Source organism: Terrabacter sp. Soil810, from assembly GCF_001429645.1.
Taxonomy (GTDB): Bacteria; Actinomycetota; Actinomycetes; order Actinomycetales; family Dermatophilaceae; genus Terrabacter.
This window is the reverse complement of sequence record NZ_LMSW01000011.1, coordinates 911,100-928,539: the sequence shown is the minus strand read 5'-3', so window position 1 is coordinate 928,539 and position 17,440 is coordinate 911,100. Positions and strand designations below refer to the sequence as shown.

15 protein-coding genes are annotated in these 17,440 nt (G+C 73.5%); 3 read left to right on the top strand and 12 right to left on the bottom strand.

Annotation, left to right across the window (positions count from 1 at the left end):
- The first annotated feature begins 2 nt into the window (after window positions 1-2).
- Both ASG96_RS10200 and ASG96_RS10195 read left to right on the top strand, forming a co-directional pair.
- Window positions 3-1,994, top strand: coding sequence for a thioredoxin domain-containing protein (locus ASG96_RS10200; RefSeq protein ID WP_057587869.1), 1,992 nt, complete (start codon window positions 3-5; stop codon window positions 1,992-1,994).
- A 105-nt stretch (window positions 1,995-2,099) separates the two neighbouring features.
- Window positions 2,100-2,897 (top strand): response regulator transcription factor, encoded by a 798-nt coding sequence (locus ASG96_RS10195; RefSeq protein WP_056754045.1) that lies wholly within the window; start codon window positions 2,100-2,102, stop codon window positions 2,895-2,897.
- A gap of 120 nt (window positions 2,898-3,017) precedes the next feature.
- On the opposite strand, the gene ASG96_RS10190 is transcribed toward ASG96_RS10195, so the two are convergent.
- The 9 genes from ASG96_RS10190 to ASG96_RS10150 all read right to left on the bottom strand — a co-directional run bounded on the left by ASG96_RS10190 (window position 3,018) and on the right by ASG96_RS10150 (window position 12,355).
- Window positions 3,018-3,428, bottom strand: coding sequence for a hypothetical protein (locus ASG96_RS10190; RefSeq protein WP_057587868.1), 411 nt, complete (start codon window positions 3,426-3,428; stop codon window positions 3,018-3,020).
- 442 nt (window positions 3,429-3,870) lie between these two features.
- Window positions 3,871-4,665 (bottom strand): FAD:protein FMN transferase, encoded by a 795-nt coding sequence (locus tag ASG96_RS10185; RefSeq protein ID WP_057587867.1) that lies wholly within the window; start codon window positions 4,663-4,665, stop codon window positions 3,871-3,873.
- Window positions 4,666-4,699: 34 nt separating this feature from the next.
- Window positions 4,700-5,272, bottom strand: a complete 573-nt coding sequence (locus tag ASG96_RS10180; RefSeq protein ID WP_057587866.1) for an FMN-binding protein — start codon at window positions 5,270-5,272, stop codon at window positions 4,700-4,702.
- Between the two features lie 68 nt (window positions 5,273-5,340).
- A complete protein-coding gene (locus tag ASG96_RS10175; protein ID WP_082591712.1) occupies window positions 5,341-6,762 on the bottom strand; it encodes a ferric reductase-like transmembrane domain-containing protein in 1,422 nt (473 codons plus the stop codon).
- Window positions 6,763-6,812: 50 nt separating this feature from the next.
- A complete protein-coding gene (locus ASG96_RS10170; RefSeq protein WP_057587865.1) occupies window positions 6,813-7,763 on the bottom strand; it encodes an NAD(P)-dependent oxidoreductase in 951 nt (316 codons plus the stop codon).
- An 8-nt stretch (window positions 7,764-7,771) separates the two neighbouring features.
- A complete protein-coding gene (locus tag ASG96_RS10165; protein ID WP_057587864.1) occupies window positions 7,772-9,337 on the bottom strand; it encodes a class I adenylate-forming enzyme family protein in 1,566 nt (521 codons plus the stop codon).
- Window positions 9,334-10,548 (bottom strand): cytochrome P450, encoded by a 1,215-nt coding sequence (locus ASG96_RS10160; protein ID WP_157610768.1) that lies wholly within the window; start codon window positions 10,546-10,548, stop codon window positions 9,334-9,336. Before ASG96_RS10160 ends, ASG96_RS10165 begins: the two co-directional genes overlap by 4 nt.
- Window positions 10,545-11,339 carry a glycosyltransferase gene (locus tag ASG96_RS10155; RefSeq protein WP_056754027.1) on the bottom strand — a complete coding sequence of 265 codons (795 nt, stop codon included), beginning with the start codon at window positions 11,337-11,339 and terminating at the stop codon, window positions 10,545-10,547. The genes ASG96_RS10160 and ASG96_RS10155 overlap by 4 nt, the downstream gene beginning before the upstream one ends.
- On the bottom strand, window positions 11,333-12,355 hold the full coding sequence (locus tag ASG96_RS10150; protein WP_057587863.1) for a 3-oxoacyl-ACP synthase III family protein: 1,023 nt from the start codon (window positions 12,353-12,355) through the stop codon (window positions 11,333-11,335). Before ASG96_RS10150 ends, ASG96_RS10155 begins: the two co-directional genes overlap by 7 nt.
- A gap of 70 nt (window positions 12,356-12,425) precedes the next feature.
- On the opposite strand from ASG96_RS10150, the gene ASG96_RS10145 reads away from it, so the two are divergent.
- A complete protein-coding gene (locus ASG96_RS10145) occupies window positions 12,426-13,751 on the top strand; it encodes a cytochrome P450 (RefSeq protein WP_057587862.1) in 1,326 nt (441 codons plus the stop codon).
- Window positions 13,752-13,805: 54 nt separating this feature from the next.
- Here the strand turns inward: ASG96_RS10145 and ASG96_RS10140 are convergent, their stop codons facing one another.
- The 3 genes from ASG96_RS10140 to ASG96_RS10130 are packed head-to-tail and all read right to left on the bottom strand — an operon-like array spanning window position 13,806 to window position 17,109.
- Window positions 13,806-14,588, bottom strand: coding sequence for a TSUP family transporter (locus ASG96_RS10140; protein ID WP_056754018.1), 783 nt, complete (start codon window positions 14,586-14,588; stop codon window positions 13,806-13,808).
- The gene (locus tag ASG96_RS10135) at window positions 14,585-15,334 is read right to left on the bottom strand and encodes an HAD family hydrolase (RefSeq protein WP_056754015.1); all 750 of its coding nucleotides are present in this window, start codon (window positions 15,332-15,334) and stop codon (window positions 14,585-14,587) included. The genes ASG96_RS10140 and ASG96_RS10135 overlap by 4 nt, the downstream gene beginning before the upstream one ends.
- On the bottom strand, window positions 15,331-17,109 hold the full coding sequence (locus ASG96_RS10130; protein ID WP_056754011.1) for a proline--tRNA ligase: 1,779 nt from the start codon (window positions 17,107-17,109) through the stop codon (window positions 15,331-15,333). Before ASG96_RS10130 ends, ASG96_RS10135 begins: the two co-directional genes overlap by 4 nt.
- Window positions 17,110-17,440 lie beyond the last annotated feature (331 nt).

Here is a 17,440-nt window from a genome sequence, read left to right as displayed (position 1 = left end):
GGATGACCAACCGCCTCGACCACGCGACGAGCCCCTACCTGCTGCAGCACCGCGACAACCCGGTGCACTGGCAGGAGTGGGGCGAGGCCGCCTTCTCGGAGGCACGCGAGCGCAACGTGCCCGTCCTGCTGTCGGTCGGCTACGCGGCGTGCCACTGGTGCCACGTCATGGCCCACGAGTCGTTCGAGGACGAGACCGTCGCGGCGGCGCTCAACGACCGCTTCGTCGCGGTCAAGGTCGATCGCGAGGAGCGGCCCGACATCGACGCCGCCTACATGTCGGCGGTGACCGCGACGACGGGCCACGGCGGCTGGCCGATGACGGTCTTCCTCACCCCCGAGGGCGAGCCCTTCTTCTGCGGGACCTACTTCCCGCGCGACCACTTCCTGCGCGTGCTGGCCGCGCTCGACGAGGCGTGGCGCACGCGCGAGGACGAGGTGCGGGCGTCGGGCACGCACATCGCCACCAGCCTCGCCGAGGCCCTCCAGCCACCGACGCCGTATGCCGTCGAGCCGGCGGCGCTGTCGTCCGCGGTCGGGCTGCTGGCCCGCCAGTTCGACCATGTCGCAGGCGGATTCGGAGGCGCGCCGAAGTTCCCGCCGTCGATGGTGCTCGAGTTCCTGCTCCGCCACCACGCGCGCACGGGCGACGCCCCCTCGCGCGACATGGCCTGTCGCACGCTGGAGGCGATGTCGCGCAGTGGGATGTACGACCAGCTCGCCGGAGGCTTCGCCCGGTATGCCGTCGACGCGGGGTGGGTCGTGCCGCACTTCGAGAAGATGCTCTACGACAACGCGCTCCTGCTCCGGGCCTGCACGACGTGGTGGAAGGTGACCCGCGACCCGCTGGCCGAGCGCATCGTCCGCGAGACCGCCGACTTCGTCGTGCGCGACCTCGGCACCGCCGCCGGCGGCTTCGCGTCGTCCCTCGACGCCGACGCGGCGGGTGTCGAGGGGCTGACCTACGCCTGGACGCCGGAGCAGCTCCGGGAGGTCCTCGGCGACGACGGTCCCGTCGCGGCAGAGCTGCTGTGCGTGACGGCGGAGGGGACGTTCGAGCACGGCGCCTCCACCCTGCAGCTGCCGACCGACCCGGGCGACCCCGACTGGTTCGCCGAGGTGCGCCGCCGGCTGCTCGCCGCCCGCGCCGAGCGTCCTCAGCCCGGACGCGACGACAAGGTCGTCACGTCGTGGAACGGTCTCGCGATCGCCGCACTTTCGGGTGCCGGCGCTGCCTTCGACCGCCCGGACTGGGTCGAGGCGGCCGGCCGGTGCGCCGGCCACGTCCTCGACGTCCACCTCGTCGACGGCGAGCTGCGGCGCGCGTCACGCCTCGGCGTGGTCGGGGCCGCCCGGGCCGTCGCCGACGACCACGGCAACCTGGCGGAGGGGCTGCTCGTGCTGCACCAGGTCACGGGCGGTCTGCCCTGGCTCGACGCGGCTCGCGAGGTGCTGGACGCTGCCCGCGACTTCGCGGCCGACGACGGCGGCTTCCACGACACCGCCCGGGACGCCGAGCCGCTCTACCTGCGTCCGCGCAGCGCCGCCGACAATGCCGAACCCTCCGGACAGTCCGCCCTGGCCGGTGCGCTCGTGACGCTCGGCGCGGTCACCGGTGACGCGGCGGCCCTCGACGCGGGCGCCCGCGCGACCGCCGCGGGCCTGGGACTGGCGGTGCGCGAGCCGCGCTTCGGCGGGTGGTCGCTCGCGGTCGCCGAGGCGCTGGTCGCGGGCCCGCTGCAGGTCGCCGTCGCCGGGTCGGGTCCCGAGGCAGATGCGCTCGAGACCGCCGCTCGGCGCTCGCCGAGCCCGGGGCTGGTCGTCGTCCGCGGCGAACCGGACGCTCCCGGCCGGCCTCTGCTGGCCGAGCGCCCTCTGGTCGGGGGGCGCGCGGCGGCCTATGTCTGCCGTGGGATGGTCTGCGAGCTGCCCACGACCGACCCCGAAGAGCTGGCGGCACAGCTGGGTGGAGCGAGCGCCGACGGCGGCCGGTGACGCGACGCCCTGGGGCGACGCACCGAGGGCGACGCGCCGAGGGGACGAACCGCCCAACAATCTCATCTGGCAGGCCAAACCCGCGCATTCTGCGACAATCACCGCATGATGGGCTCAGCGCGCACCGCGGTCGTCGTCGAGGACGACGACGACATCCGTGAGCTCATCACGCACAGCCTGACCATGCAGGGCTTCGAGGTCTCGGCCGCGTCGTCGGGCCAGGCGGGCCTCGAGCTCGTCGTCGCCACCGATCCCGACCTCGTGACGCTCGACCTCGGACTGCCCGATCTCGACGGGATCGAGGTGTGCCGGCGGGTGCGCGACGTGAGCCAGGCCTACGTCGTCATGATCAGCGCGCGCACCGACGAGATCGACCGCCTGATGGGCCTCGAGATCGGCGCCGACGACTACCTCACCAAGCCGTTCAGCCCCCGCGAGCTGCAGGCCCGCGTCAACGCGATGTTCCGCCGACCGCGGACCGTCGGTGCGACCGGTTCCGACGAGTCACCGGCCGCGGACGCCAACGGCTCGTCGTCGACCGCCGGCGGATCGCCCCGCGACGGCGCGACACCCGACGGCGCGACGCCCGAGCTCGTGCGCCACGGCCGCATCGCCGTCGACCCCGAGGGCCGCGTCGCCACGGTCGACGACCGTGAGGTCGACCTGACGCGCACCGAGTTCGACCTGCTCTCGACCCTCGTCAGCGCACCCCGCCGCGTGTGGTCCCGCGCCGTCCTGCTCGACAGCCTCTGGGGCCCCGGCTGGTCCGAGGAGCACCTCGTCGAGGTGCACGTCGGCAACCTCCGTCGCAAGCTGAGTCGCCTCGGCCCCGACGGGATGCGTGCCCCGATCCGCACCGTTCGAGGCGTCGGCTACCGCATGGAGGAGCCGGACGCGTTCTGACGCCCACCGGCGCGACCGGGTCCGGCGGGCCGGTCCTCACTGCCGGACGGCGGGTCGAGCGCGCCGTGCGGGCCGACCGTGCCGTCTCCCGTCACGAGATGGGGGCTGGGGCCCTGGGCGTCAGGCGAAGGCGGCTGGAGCGGCACGCTCGAGTTGTGACCGAAGGGCGTGGCGCGCGGCGGGCGCGAGGCCCAGCATCGAGTCCCCTCGTTCGCGCGCCAGATCGGGCTCACCACGACGGACCGCGTCGATGACGCAGAGCACGGCCGACTCGAGCCGCACGAGGCCGACGGTGGCCGACGAGACGCGCAGGCTGAGCAGCACGTCCATGGCGTCGACCTCGTCGCGGCGTTCGAGGGCGGACGCGGCGCGGGTCAGACGCGTATCGAGCATCCGCAGGTAGGTCTGCGCGATCGAGCGTGCGAGGTCGTCGCTCTCGAGCTCGGACGCCAGGCGGGTCAGGGCCGAGGGATCGAGCTCGTCGACCGTGAGTCCGGGACAGACCGGGCCCACGACCCCGTCAGAGGCCACGGCCGGCCCCGAGAGTGCACGGGGCCGCGTTCACGACGTGAGCCCGTGGACGTCCGGCCGCGCGCCGGATCGGGGCGGGCCGGCCCCCCACCAGGCGGCCCGCCCCGATCCGGTCTCCTCCCCCGATGACGTCCTCGAGTGGGCCCGCCGTCCGGGGAGGTCGCCGCGACCGCGCACCGTCACTGCAGGGTCAGGGCTGGTGCTGCTCGTCATGGCGCTCCTCCCCGGATCGGCGGGCACTCGCCCGAAGGTCTCTCTGTCAGCGGGCCGGTCCCACCCACCGTTCCTGCTGATGGGGACGACTCTGCCGCGCCAACTGCAAGGCCCGAACGCCGTGCCACGCATGGCTTCCGCAAGAAAGCCACAAGGCCCTCCCGGTTCGGGAGGGCCTGCGGCTTTTGTCCTCGGCCGGGCGCGCGGCGCGCCGGCCCGGGCGGCGCGGTCAGAGAGCCGTCGACAGGTAGTCGGTCGCACTCGTGGCGAAGGCCTCGCCCGTCAGCTCGGAACCGACGAAGAGGGCGGTGGCCCAGATGTCGGCCCAGAGCAGGGTCGGGCCGGTCACCGTCACCGACCCCGGACGTCCCACGAGCTTCCCCGTCGCGGGGTCGTACAGGTGCGCCCCACGCGCCGCCGTGCCCGAGGTCGCCACGGCCCCGCGCGTCAGCGTCAGGGTGCTCGCGATGCGCTGTCGGTCGAGGGGGTCCTCGACGCCGACGCGCCACGTGATCGCCCGTGGACCGTCGGTCGGCATGTCGGGATGTGCGCCGATGAGCAGGTCGCCGCCGGCGTTGATGCAGAAAGAGATCCCCTCGAGTCCCGACAGCCGCACCGAGGCGCGGTCGACAGCCCACCCCTTGACGAGGCCGGTCGGGTCGAACGCGAGGTCGCCGTCACCGGTGGGCAGCAGGGTGGTGAACGCCCCACGGGTGAGGACCTCGGCCTCCTGCCCGATGCGCAGTGCCTCCTCGACGAGGGGGCTGCACTGCGCGACGTCGACCTCCTCGCGCCGGAGCCTCATGAGGTCGGAGTCCTCGCGGTAGGTCGAGAAGATCGAGTCCATCTCGCGCAGGATCCGGAAGGCCCCGGCCACGGCCTCCTGCGCGGCAGGGCCGTCGACGTCGGCGCCGCGCAGGTGGATGGAGATCGGCATGCCCATGATCTGCTCCACCCAGGCGCGCCTCGCGGGCGCGGGGGTCGGTGCGGTCTCGATCGGGCTGGTCTGGCGGGGACGGGTCACGGTTCGCTCCTTGCTCGCCTGTCTCAAGAGTGCCTCACAGGTTGGCCTGGTCGATGGCTGACTGCAGGGACTGCGTGTAGCCGTCCCACGTGTAGGTGGCCCCGGACACGACGTCGATCTGTGCCGACTGCGCGCTCACCGTCTCCTGGTTGTAGACCGGGACGGCGGCCGAGTTGATCATCTGGTCGTGCCGGTCGTTCCACGGGACCTGGAGCACCTCGGCGGCCGTGATCTTGCCGGCCTTGACGGTGATCTGGACCTGGACGTTGCCGTAACGGGTCATGACCGCGTCACCGGCGTAGGTCTTGGCTGCCGACGAGGTGCTGGTCGACCCTGACGACCCCGACGACCCGCTCGAGCCGCTGGTGTCGGACGACGTCGTTCCCGAGTCGGTCGTGGCGTCGTCGGTGGGCTCCTGGCCGGACGAGTCGGTCGAGGAGGCGGACGAGGACCCGGACGTCGAGCCGGTGCTGTCGGACGTCTTGCTGCTCGTCGTCACCTGCCGGGTCTCGGCCACGACGGGTGACGAGCTGCGGGACGTGCTGTAGCTGAAGAGGAGGACGAGCACGGTCAGGGTGCTCATGGCACAGAGGACGATGCGGCGCATGGGGGGCTCGATTCGGTTCGGTCGGTTCGGGCAGGTCGCGGGGTCGGGGGGGCGATGCCCGCGCGGGCTCAGTAGGTGAAGCGCTCGTGGTGCAGGGCGTCGTCGGGCACCCCGGCCTCGTGGGCGGCGGTGATGACGGTGTCCATCCAGGCGGGGTTGCCGCACGCGTAGACGTCACGCTCGGCGATGTCGGGGACGATCCGGGTCAGGGCCTCGGCGTCGGAGAGGTGTCCCACGTCGACGGGGAGCCAGCTGGCGCGCTCACGGTTGCGGTGCCCCACGACGGCGACGACCCGTCCGCCCTTGGCGCGGGCGAGGTCGAGCAGCTCGTCGCCGAGGACGATGTCGGCCTGGCTTCCGACGCGGTAGATCACGACGACGCCGTCGGGCGAGGCGGGCAGCGCCTCGAGGATGGCGCGCAGCGGCGTGATGCCGATTCCGGCGCCGATGAGCACGGCCTTCTCGCTCGTGCGGACACCGGCGTGCAGGCGGCCGTAGGGGCCCTCGACGAGGACCTTGGTGCCCGGGCGCAACGTCGCGAGGCGCGCGCTCGACGTGCCGACGGCCTCGGTCGTGATCCGGAGCGAGCGACCGTCGGGCGCGGCAGACAGGGAGTACGGGTTGCCGCGGGTCCAGCCCGCACCGTCGAGGAAGCGCCACTGGAAGAACTGTCCGGCGCGGACGGGCAGGCGGTCGAGGCGGCGACCCGTCATGACGACCGAGGTCACGGTCGGCGACTCTTCGACGACCTGGGCGACGACGAGACGGTGGCGGCTCGAGCGGTAGGCCGGCAGCCCCACCCGGTAGACGAGGACGGCGACGAGGGCGAAGGCGTACAGACCCCACCAGAAGACCGTCGCGACGACGTTCGTGTTGAAGTCCGCCCCGGTCCAGAGCTGGTGCGGTAGGGCGAGCCCCGCGCCGAGATAGGCGTAGAGGTGCAGCAGGTGCCACGACTCGTAGCGCAGCTTCGCCCGGGCCTTCTTCACGGAGGTGACGACGACCATGACGAGCGCGATGGTGCCGGCGAGTGCGAGCAGCATGCCGGGCGAGTGCAGCACAAAGTCGACGAAGGTGGCGATGACGCCCAGGTCGGTGCCGGCGCTGTAGCCGACCGTGATGAGGACGATGTGGGCGAGCATGAGGTTGAACGACGTGAAGCCGACGAGCCGGTGCACGCGGGCGAGCTCGTCCTGTCCCCAGGCCTGCTCGACGAGCGGGATGCGAGCCATGAGCAGGACCTGGAGGAGCATCAGCACCGACGCGAGCAACCCGCTGAGACGGCCGAGGTTGGTGAGGCTCTCGGTGAGCGAGCCGAACGCGGCCAGCCCTCCTCCGACGACCCACAGGGCCACGACGAAGAGCGTGACACCCCAGGCGAACACGGCGGATGCGTCCCGCCACCAGCGCGGCGTCGGGGCGAGGGCCTGGCGCCGCGACGCGGCCGGCACCGAGAGGTCACGGCTCTCGGGGAGGGCGAGTGAGGGCATGTCACACACATTCGTGGCGGACCCTGTGCGTGCGCTGTGCCGACGGGGTGTCAGCCGTATGAGTCGCCGGCCCCCCGGACCGTGCTCTCGTGGCGCCATCGGGACAGGTCCGTCGGGCCCGGCTCGACGCCGAGCCGCTGCCGCAGCCGGGCGGTGTCGAAGACGCGGCTGACCGCGAGGTGCGAGACGGCGTACGCCGTCAGCAGCGGAGGCGTGGACGCCCGGGTGAGCCGGGCGGTCGCCTCAAGGGCGAGTGCTGCGGTCCAGGCGACCGCCGGTCCCGTGAGGAGGGGTCGCTCGGTCCAGCCGTTCCCCGCCGCGACACCCGCCGCGACCTCGATCAGCGGGAGGGCTCGGGCGTCCGCGACATTGAGGACCTCTGTGCCGCATACGGATTCGCACGCTGCGGTGGCGGCTTCGGCAACCAGTCGGACGTCCGTGAGGTGGACGAGCGTGTCGCTGCTCCCAGGGCAGACCAGCCGCCCGTGCCGACGTGCGCGCTCGAGCCGCGGCAGGAGCGTGGGGTCATCGGGACCGTGGACGGCGTGCGGGCGCAGCACGACGCTGCCGATGCGCGCGAGGACGACCTGCTCCTGCGCTCCCTTGGCGCGCGAGTAGGCCGACAGCGGCCGCGTCGTCACCGGGACGTCCTCGGTGAAGACGTGGCGCGGGCGGCTGGGAGCCCGGAGGGGGTAGACGCTGCACGACGAGACGAGCACGACCTTGGCCCGGGGCCAGGTGTCGAGGACGGCGCGGGTGCCGTCCACGGTGACGGCCTCGTGGACGGCCCAGGGGTCCCACTCGTCGACGTGCGCCGCTGCGTGGACCACGGCGTCGACCGGCGGCGGGTCGGCCAGCACGCCGGTCGTGAGGTCCCACCGACGGTGCTCGAGCCCCGGGCGCAGGGCGACCGGCCGGCGGCTCAGGCCGAGCACCTCGTGTCCCTGGGCGAGCAGCCGGTCCACGACCGCACCACCCACGAAACCGCTGGCCCCCGTCACCGCGACCCTCATGGCGCCGTGCCCACCCGGCCGTCAGTGACGAGCGCCCGCAGCGCCTCCAGGTCGAGGGCCCCGGAGCGGCCGCGACGGGGCACCGACTCGACGACGACGACGTCGTCGGGGCGCCAGGCCTCGTCGGCGAGCGCCGGCCAGGCACGGTGGACGAGGCGGCTGGCCTCGCGTGCCAGTCGCTCGGTGACGCCTCGCACGGGGACGACGGCGAGCACGACGCGTTCGTCGCCCGTGACCGGGTGGGGCACGCCGACGAGCGCGCAGTCCCGGACGTGCTCCGAGAGCCGCTCGAGCAGGAGCGGCTCGACGAGCTCGGGGTAGATGTTGGTCTGGCCGCGGATGATCATGTTCTTGGCCCGCCCGGCGAGCAGGAGCGTGCCGTCAGGAAGGAGCTCGCCCAGGTCGCCGGTGCGCACCTCGTCGTCGGGCCGCTCCCCCGCGAGACGCTGCCGTGCCTGCGGGGCACGCACGACGATCTCGCCGACCCCCTCGGAACCCGGGGCGTCGATGCGCACCGATACGCCGGGCAGCGGGCGACCCAGGCTCGTGCGAGCGACCGGTGACGCGAGCACCTCGTCGCCGGTGGCGACGGCCACGGGCAACGCCTCGGTGAGCCCGTAGACGGCGCGCACGTCCACGCCGGGCGCGAGGCGGGCCAGACGTCGCACGGTGGCCGGCAGCACGGGAGCCCCACCCATGGCGACGTGCCGGAGGGACGGCGGCAGTCCGTGGGTGGCTGCCGCGAGCACCTTGGCCGGGACGGCGTACGCGTGGGTCGCAGACTCCCGCCCGGCCTGGCGCAGCCACGCTGCCGGTGACGCCGTCACCGGTGGGAGCGACCAGACGGCCCCGGCCACGAGACCGGGCAGGCCGATCATCAGCTGGTCGGTGTGCACGACGGCGCCCGCGTCGAGCCCGAGGGCCGACACGGCGGCGTGGACCCCCGCCGACAGCGATGCCAGGGTGTGGACCACGGCACGCGGCGCCGCGGTCGAGCCCGACGTGAAGACGACGAGCGCATCACGTGCGGGGTCACCCACCCCAGGCGGGGTGGAGGACCGTGGCAGGTGCTCCCAGCGGGTCGCCGAGCGCGGCACCCCGGGCAGCCGCGGGCCGGTGACGACGTGCACGAGGCCGGGCGCCGAGAGGTCAGGCAGCTGGAGGCCCGACGTGGCGGGCAGACGGGCGAGCACGGTCGAGAAGGGGCGTCGAGTGGCGGCGTGCACGACGGTGTCGGCGACCGCGGCGCGGACCGGCGCAGTGCGACGACGCACGTCGAGCAGGGCCTGCCCGGCACCGGGGTCGGCCACGACGACGACTCCCCCGGCGAGGACGACCCCGAGGGCCGCGGCCACGGCACGCGGCGAGGGGCGGACGGCGAGCAGGACCCCGTCGCCCCGCACGAGCCCGTGGGTCGTGAGGTGCGCGGCCACGGCCGTGAGATCGGTGCCGAGCTCGCCGTACGTCACCGACCGGCCCCGGTGGTCGCGGACGGCCACGCGTTGCGGCTCGGCGGCCGCCCTCGCCAGGAGCGTCGTGACGATGTCGGCCTCGCCCGTCATGCCGCCTGCCCGCCGTTCGTGGCCAGGTCCGACCGGCCGCTGCGCACCGTCAGGTGGGCGTATCTCGGCACGAGGACGCGTCTGGCGGCGCGACGCGACGTGACGACGAGCCCCTGCTCGCCCGCCACGTCGAGGAGCATCGCCGTCATGGCCCGCAGCTCGGCCAGCGCGAGCGGCGCACCGAGGCAGAAGTGCGAGCCGGCCCCGAACCACAGGTGGCGCAGGTCGCCGGTGGCGGGGCGTCCCGGCTCGAAGCCCCCGACCCGGCGCGTCGCCCACCACAGCAGCACGACGACGCGCTCGTCGGCCCGGAGCCGGAGCCCTCCGACGTCGGTCGAGCGGACGCATCGGCGCAGGGTCGCGAGGCTCGGGGTCGTCATGCGCAGGCCCTCCGCCACGGCCTCGTCGACGTCGCACGTGACGGCTGCCCGGGGCTCGAGCAGGCCTGCGTCGGCGAGCTGGCCGGCGATCCGAGGCAGCGCGCTGCTCACCGTGCCCGTGCCGGTGAGGAAGAGCGCGGCCGCGAGCGAGCGCGCCTCGTCGAGCGAGGCGCCCTGCCGGGCCAGCCGGCCCATGACGGTGTCGGGCGACGCTGCGCCGTGGGCGGACTCGGCGGCGTCCTGCACGACGGCGAGTGCTGCGCGGGCCCGTTGCACCGCCGCGTCGTCGATGGTGCGGGTGCGCCACGTCACCAACGACTCGACGGCGTCGCTCGCCGCCAGGAGCACCGACGGCGGAGTGCTCGGGTCGAGCCCGACGACCACCCCGATCACGGCGGCGGACACCTCGCGCGCCAGCCCGACGAGGTCGACCTGCTCACCGGCCCTCAGCCGGTCGGCCGCTCGCGACACGAGGGGACCCGCCGCGGCGTCGCAGACCTCGCGCACCACGCGCGGCGAGAAGAGGTCCGCGAGCGAGCGCCGCAGGGTGTGGTGGTCGTCGCCCTCCATGTTGAGCAGCACACGGTCACCGAGGACCGGCGTCCAGAGCGCGCCCGACGAGCCGGGGCCGTTCTTCGCGAAGGCGTGCGTGTCGGTGAGCACCTGCCGAGCCACGTGCGGGTCGGCCACGAGCACGCCGACGCCGGGCACGCGTACGACACCTCTCCGGGACACGGCGGCGTCGACGAGACGCGCGACCACCGGGTGGGCCGAACGGACCAGCCGGGACTCCCAGCGGCTGCCCGGGTCGGTCAGGGCGAACGCCCTCACGCGACGACCCGGACGTCGACGACGTCGGGGCGGTGGCCGTGGTCGAGGTACCACCGCAGGGTGTTGCGCAGGCCGTAGGCACGCAGGCGTCGCACCGAGGCGTGCACCACGAGGTCGCGGTGGTGCTCGACCCGGGTGCTGACGCGGCGCACCCTGTTGACGAGCTCGCGGTCCTCGTGGACCTCCTCGATGGCGGTCCTCGGGAAGCCGCCGCTGGCCACGTACGCCGCGGCGCTGACGCCGATGTTGCAGCCCGGGCTCATCCGGTAGGGCCCCTGCAGCTCGGGCGACCGGTTGCTCGGACGGAAGCGCCCGAACGTCTGGCAGATCCCGATGACGCCCGGGAGGACGACGCGCTCCCACGGGTGGAGGCGCACCTCGTCGGTGCGCGCCCGCATCGGTCCCGTGACGAGGTCGGCGCCGGCCGCGAAGGCGCGCCGACCGACGGCCGTCCACTCGCGGACGGGCAGCGTGTCGGCGTCGGTGCGCAGCACGTGCGTCGCCCCGTGCGCGATCGCGTGGCGCACGCCGGTGTCGGAGGCCGCGCCGGTCCCCTTGCGCGCCTCGGAGACGATCGTCACGCCGAGATCGTATGCCGCACAGGCCCTTTCGACTTCGGCGACCGTGCCGTCGGTGCTGGCGTTGTCGACGACGACCAGGCGGAAGTCGCGGTCACGCTGCGCGGCGAGGGCGGCGATCGTGCGTGCGATGCCGCCCTGCTCGTTGAAGGCGGGGACGACGACCCAGAGCCGGACGCCGCCGGCCCCGAGCGGCGCGAGAGGGGTCACCATCGCACCGCCATCGTGCCGACGCTGATGCCCCCGGCCAGGCCCACGAGGAGCACCGGCCGGCCCGGCTCGGCCAGGCCGCGCCGCTCGATCTGCTGCCACTGCAGCGGCAGGGTGGCCGAGGCGCAGTTGCCGTGGTCGGGAAGCGTCTCGACGACGAGGTCCCGGCGCAGCCCCAGGCGTGCGGCGAAGACGTCGAGGTAGGGCATCGCGACCTGGTGGACGGCGACGGCGACGAAGTCCTCCACGCCGAGACCGTCGGACTTGAGCGCACGGTGGATCTCCTCGACGTCGACGCTGTCGAAGGCCTGGCGCAGCCGCGCCCCGTCCATGACGAAGTAGCCCTTGTCGACGTCGCGGGGGTGCCGGGTGCCTCCGGCGGGCAGCTGTCCGACCGACCAGTGCCGCGACTCGGCCGTGAACCAGCGGTGCAGGATCTCGCCCCGCGCACCCGGTGCGGCCCGCTCGACGAGGGCAGCGGCGCCCGCGTCGCTCATCGTGTAGCCGGGCACCGACTCGACGAACTGTCGGGCGTCGCGCACGCTCCACCGGGCTGCGCGCGAGGGCATCTCGCCCGTGACGACGAGCACGCGTTCGTACTGCTCCATGGCGATGAGGGCCTCGGCGACCTGGACGCCGTTGAGCCAGGAGTTGCACGCGTTCTTGACGTCCATGACCGGGCACCGGGCGCCGAGCAGGTCGGCGACGATGTGTGCGGTCGCGGGCTCGACCAGGTCCTGCGACGCGGAGGCGAAGACGATCAGGTCGACGTCGGCGACGTCGAGACCGAGCGACGCCAACGACGTGCGGGCCGCCCGCGCCGCCAGGTCGGAGGCCTGGACGTCGGGACCGGCGTGGTGGATGCGACGCACTCCCGTCAGGCGTCCGAGCACCCCCACGGGAGGCACGAAACCCTCGCTCGAGAGGACGATCCGAGCCTCGACCTCCTCGACGGTGAGGGCGTGCTCGGCGACGTGGGCGCTGACGCCGGCGATCCGGCTGGACAGGCGACTGGACATGCGACCGCGGCCCTCCCTGGCTCGGCGACTCGGCCCCTCCGGAGCCGTGCGGGCAGTTTACGGTGAGCGCATGGCACCCGCGCTGAGCCGACGTACTCAGGCCCGCGACCCCGACCCCGGCGCGTCCGGCCCGGGTGTCGCCGGCCTCGGTGTCGCCGGTCCCGCTCGTGCCGGGAACCGGGCGGCCGCTCGCCACGAGCGTCGCGTCATCCGGTCGGCCGACCCCCGACTGGGGCTGCTCGTCGCCGCCGCGCGCGTCGGGCCCGGGATCGTCCGGGTGCCGCGCCTCGGGTGGGTCGTGCGTGACCCCGTGCTCATCCGTCAGGTGCTCGTCGACCACCGCTCGACCTCACTGCTCGGGGAGGGTGGCGTCGGCCACCTCTGGTCGCAGGTCCTGGGCGACTGGGTCGAGAACCTCTTCGACGGCCGCGGCCACCACTCCCTGCGCACCCGGGCTCGTGACCTCTTCACCGACGCCGCGGCCCACGACCTCGTCGCGGCGGCGGCCGGTCCGGTGACCGAGCCGGCCCGGCGGCACCTGCGCGAGGGCGACGCCGTCGACGTCGACGACCTCGCCAGGGTCGTCGTCGGACGGCTCGTCGTCGCGATGCTCGGCATCGACGCAGCGACGTTCGCGCGCGAGGCCGCGGCGGCGGGCCTCGACGACGACGGCTGGGGCGCCTACCGTCTCGTCTTCGCCCGTGGAGAGGAGCTCGCCGCGCTGGCCCTCGGCACGCAGTCCGACACGACCCTGTCCCCCGGCACCGTGCGCCGCGCCGAGGACATCCTCGGCGGTCTCACCGCAGGGGTCGCGGCGGCATACCGATCCTCCGCTGGCACCACGGTGCTCGGTCGCTGCCGAGAGCTCGGGGTCACCGAGCAGGAGGCGACGGGCCTGGCGTCCCTGCTGCTCGTCGCCGGCACGGAGACGGCGGCGAGCGCGATCGCCCGGACGACAGCGCTGCTCGCCGACACCGGGCAAGCGGCCCGGGTCGCCGCCGCGACGGGCACGGAGCGGGACGCCCTGCTCGACGTCGCCGTCCGCGAGGGGCTGCGGGTGACGACGCCGGCCCCGGTCATCGGTCGGCATGTCACGAGGGACGTCACCGTCGGCGGTCGCACCCTGAGGGCGGGCGACCGGGTGCTCGCCCTGACGTACGTGGCCAACACCGCACCGGGAGCGTTCGACCTCGACCGGCCCTACCTGCCCGACAACCGGCACCTGTGGTTCGGGGCGGGGCGGCACCTCTGCCTCGGGGCGCCGGTCGCCCGGGCCGAGCTGCGGGCCGTCCTGGCCGCCCTCGCCGAGGTCGGCCCGTGGACGGTCGTCGACCGCGAGGCGGCCCACGGCGTCCTCATCCCCACCTACCGCCGCCTCCTCGTGACGCGGGCGTGACGCCCGCCTGACGCCGGCGTGACGCCGGCGTGACGCCCGCGACCCCGGGTCCCGTCAGGGCCACCAGCCGAGGAGGCTGCCGCCGATCTTGACGATGAACGCGCTGACGATGACGACGAAGACGACCCGCACGAAGCCGCTCCCCTTCGCAACCGCCGTCCGGGCCCCGGCGTAGCCGCCGAGCAGGTTGAAACCCGCGATGACGACGCCGACCTTGAAGAGCACGAGGCCCATCGGCAGGAAGACCGTGAGCGCCCCGAGGTTCGTCGCGAAGTTCGCGATCTTCGCCTTGGCGCTCGCCTCGAGGAAGTTGTAGCCGAGCAGACCGACGAGGGCGAACACGAGGAAGCTGCCGGTGCCCGGGCCGAGCGCGCCGTCGTAGACCCCGATGGTGAATCCCGTCAGCATCGCGAGCACGGTGTGCTTGGCGCCGTGGAAGCGACGGATCGACTCCTTCCCGAGGTCGGGCTTGAAGAGCGTGTAGGCCCCGACGAGCACGAGGAGCACGAGGATGATGGGGTTGAACGCGGACTTGGGGATGTGCAGCCCGATGAGCGCGCCGCCGATCGACCCGACGTAGGCGACACCCGCCATCGGCAGGGCGGTGCGCAGGTCGGGGCGCACGCGCCGGTAGAAGGTGACCGAGCTCGTCGCGGTGCCGAAGATCGAGCCGAACTTGTTCGTCGCGAGCAGCTGCGCCGGCGACGCGCCGGGGAGACCGATGAGGAGCGCCGGCAGCTGCACGAGGCCGCCCCCGCCGACGACGGCGTCAATCCATCCCGCGACGAAGGCGGCGGCCCCGAGGAAGGCGAGGGTCGTGAGGGTCGGGTCGCTCACGCGTCCGCACCGTCGGCGCGGGCGTTCCAGGACTCGACGATGGTGAGCACGTCGCCGATCTCGTGCGCCACGGCGTCGGGCGTCGCGTCGTGGGAGACCTGCTGGTCGAGCGGGATGCTCGAGTGCGGCACCCAGATGGCGCGCATGCCGACCTGCTGCGGACCGTGGACGTCCTCGTAGGACCGGTCTCCGACGTAGGCGCACTCCCCCGGCCGGAGGCCCGCCTCACGGGCGGCATGGGCGAAGATCTCGGGCTGCGGCTTCACCCACGGCGTCTCGCTGGAGTAGACGTCGACGTCGACGAGGTCGAGCACGCCGTCCCGCTCGAAGATCGACCGGTGGTAGTCGCGGTCCCACAGGGTGTTGGACAGCACGCCCACGCGGATCCCCCTGTCTCGCAGCCCTTCCCAGAGAGGACGGATACCCGGCGCCGTGATCGTGTGGGGCTCCCAGAGGGCGCGGTATGCCGTGAGCGCCTCGTCGGCGCCCGGGTGCCCCTCCGCGACGCCCACCGACTCGAGCAGCTCGTGCAGGCGCGCGCTGCCGCCGCCGGTGCGGCCGCGCTTCCACGCCGCGTCCTCTGCGGCGCAGATCGCAGCGACGAACGCGGCGTGCGCGTCGCCCGTGTGACCGAGCCCGGCGGCATACGCCCCCCACGTGGCGTGGAAGTCCACCTCGTGCCAGGGGGTGATGGTGCCGCCCCAGTCGAAGAGGACCGCCCGCACGGGCAGGTCGGCCGGGCTCACGAGCGCTCGACCTCCGCGGTGACCTCGGCGGTCAGGGCGGCGACGGCGTCGTCGACGGCGACGTCGCGACGCTCGCCGGTGCGACGGTCCTTGATCTCGACCGTGCCGTCGGCGAGGCCGCGACCGATGACGAGGATCGTCGGGATGCCGATGAGCTCGGAGTCCTTGAACTTCACGCCGGGGCTGACGCCCTTGCGGTCGTCGACGAGGACGGTCAGGCCCTGCACCTCGAGCTCGCGGGCGATCTCCTCGGCCTTGACGAAGAGGGACTCGTCCTTGCCGGCGGCGACGATGTGGACGTCGGCCGGTGCGAGCTCGCGCGGCCAGATGATCCCCGCCTCGTCGTTGTTGCCCTCGACGACGCAGGCCACGGCCCGCGAGACACCGACGCCGTAGGAGCCCATGACGACCGTGACGAGCTTGCCGTTCTGGTCGAGCACCTTGAGCTCGAGCGCCTCGGCGTACTTCGTGCCGAGCTGGAAGACGTGGCCCATCTCGATGCCACGCGCGCCCGAGAGCGTGTGGTCGCAGTTCGGGCAGGGGTCGCCGAAGCGCACCTCGGCGGCCTCGATGGTGCCGTCGGCGGCGAAGTCGCGGCCGGCGACGAGGTCGATGACGTGCTGGCCGGCGACGTTGGCACCGGTGACCCATCGCGTGCCCTCGGCGACCCGCGGGTCGAGCAGGTAGCGGATGCCGGTCGTGCCCTCGAGCCCGAGCGCGCCGGGGCCGATGTAGCCCTTGACGAGGCCGGGGTGGGCGGCGAAGTCGGCCTCGGTGAAGGCGTCGACCTCGGCCGGCTCGACCTGGGCGCCGAGACGCTTCTCGTCGACCTCGCGGTCACCGGGCACGCCGATGGCGAGCGGTTCGCGGGTGCCGTCGGGCTGGACGAGCGTCACGACGACGTTCTTGAGCGTGTCGCCGGCGGCCCACGGGCGGTCCTCGCGCGGGAAGCGCTCGTTGAGGTGCGCCACGAGCGTCTCGATCGTCGGGGTGTCGGGCGTGTCCTCGGCGTGCGCGGCCGGCACGCCGTCCCAGCCGAGGGGGTCGGGCGCCGGCACGCGCACGGCCTCGACGTTGGCGGCATACCCACAGCTCGTGCAGTGGACGTAGGTGTCCTCGCCGACGTCGGCCGTCGCGAGGAACTCCTCGCTCTTGCTGCCGCCCATGGCACCGGCCATCGCCTCGACGATGACGTAGTGGAAGCCGAGGCGGTCGAAGATCCGGATGTAGGCCTCGCGGTGGAGCTGGTAGCTCTTGTCGAGACCGGCGACGTCGACGTCGAAGGAGTAGCTGTCCTTCATGACGAACTCGCGGCCTCGGAGCACCCCGGCGCGCGGACGTGCCTCGTCGCGGTACTTCGTCTGGATCTGGTAGATCGAGAGCGGCAGGTCCTTGTACGAGCTGTAGAGGTCCTTGACCGTGAGGGTGAACATCTCCTCGTGGGTCGGCCCCAGCAGGTGGTCGGCCCCCTTGCGGTCCTGGAGCCGGAAGATGTTGTCGCCGTACTCGGTCCAGCGCCCGGTCGCCTCGAAGGGCTCCTTGGGCAGCAGCGCCGGGAAGAGCAGCTCCTGGGCACCGATGGCGTCCATCTCCTCGCGGACGATCTTCTCGACATTGCGCAGCACGCGCAGGCCGAGGGGCAGCCACGTGTAGACCCCGGGGCTCACCCGACGCACGTAGCCCGCCCGGACGAGCAGCCGGTGGCTCGGGACCTCTGCGTCCGCCGGGTCCTCGCGAAGGGTTCGCAGGAACAGGGACGACATGTGCAGGGCCACCGGGACTCCTCGTGTGGTGCAGGATGCATCGAGCGCCGCCGCGGGGGCGCGCACGGGTGCGGAACCCCGGCAGGATATCGGCCGCCCGGGATGCGCCGTTGGCCCGTGTCCTGTCCACTTCCCGTCCGGACCGGACAGGAAGCGGTCACGGACTTGACCCGCGAGTAGCGCCGCGTGTTCAGTGAGCCTGCCGGATCAGCGGTGCGCTCGAACTCGTCCAGACATCGTGACGTCCTTGTGACAACACGCCGGGGTGTTCGGCCACGCGCCGGTGAACGGTGAGCAACAATCGGGGAGGGCGTCCGCGCCTCACGAAACACCACAAAGGAGT

Coding starts and splice junctions, on each gene's coding strand:
- ASG96_RS10175 (WP_082591712.1), bottom strand. CDS start 6,762: ATGCCCTCACTCGCCCTCCCCGAGAGCCGTGACCTCTCGGTGCCGGCC.
- ASG96_RS10180 (WP_057587866.1), bottom strand. CDS start 5,272: ATGCGCCGCATCGTCCTCTGTGCCATGAGCACCCTGACCGTGCTCGTC.
- ASG96_RS10200 (WP_057587869.1), top strand. CDS start 3: ATGACCAACCGCCTCGACCACGCGACGAGCCCCTACCTGCTGCAGCAC.
- ASG96_RS10195 (WP_056754045.1), top strand. CDS start 2,100: ATGATGGGCTCAGCGCGCACCGCGGTCGTCGTCGAGGACGACGACGAC.
- ASG96_RS10155 (WP_056754027.1), bottom strand. CDS start 11,339: ATGGTGACCCCTCTCGCGCCGCTCGGGGCCGGCGGCGTCCGGCTCTGG.
- ASG96_RS10150 (WP_057587863.1), bottom strand. CDS start 12,355: ATGTCCAGTCGCCTGTCCAGCCGGATCGCCGGCGTCAGCGCCCACGTC.
- ASG96_RS10145 (WP_057587862.1), top strand. CDS start 12,426: ATGGCACCCGCGCTGAGCCGACGTACTCAGGCCCGCGACCCCGACCCC.
- ASG96_RS10165 (WP_057587864.1), bottom strand. CDS start 9,337: ATGACGGGCGAGGCCGACATCGTCACGACGCTCCTGGCGAGGGCGGCC.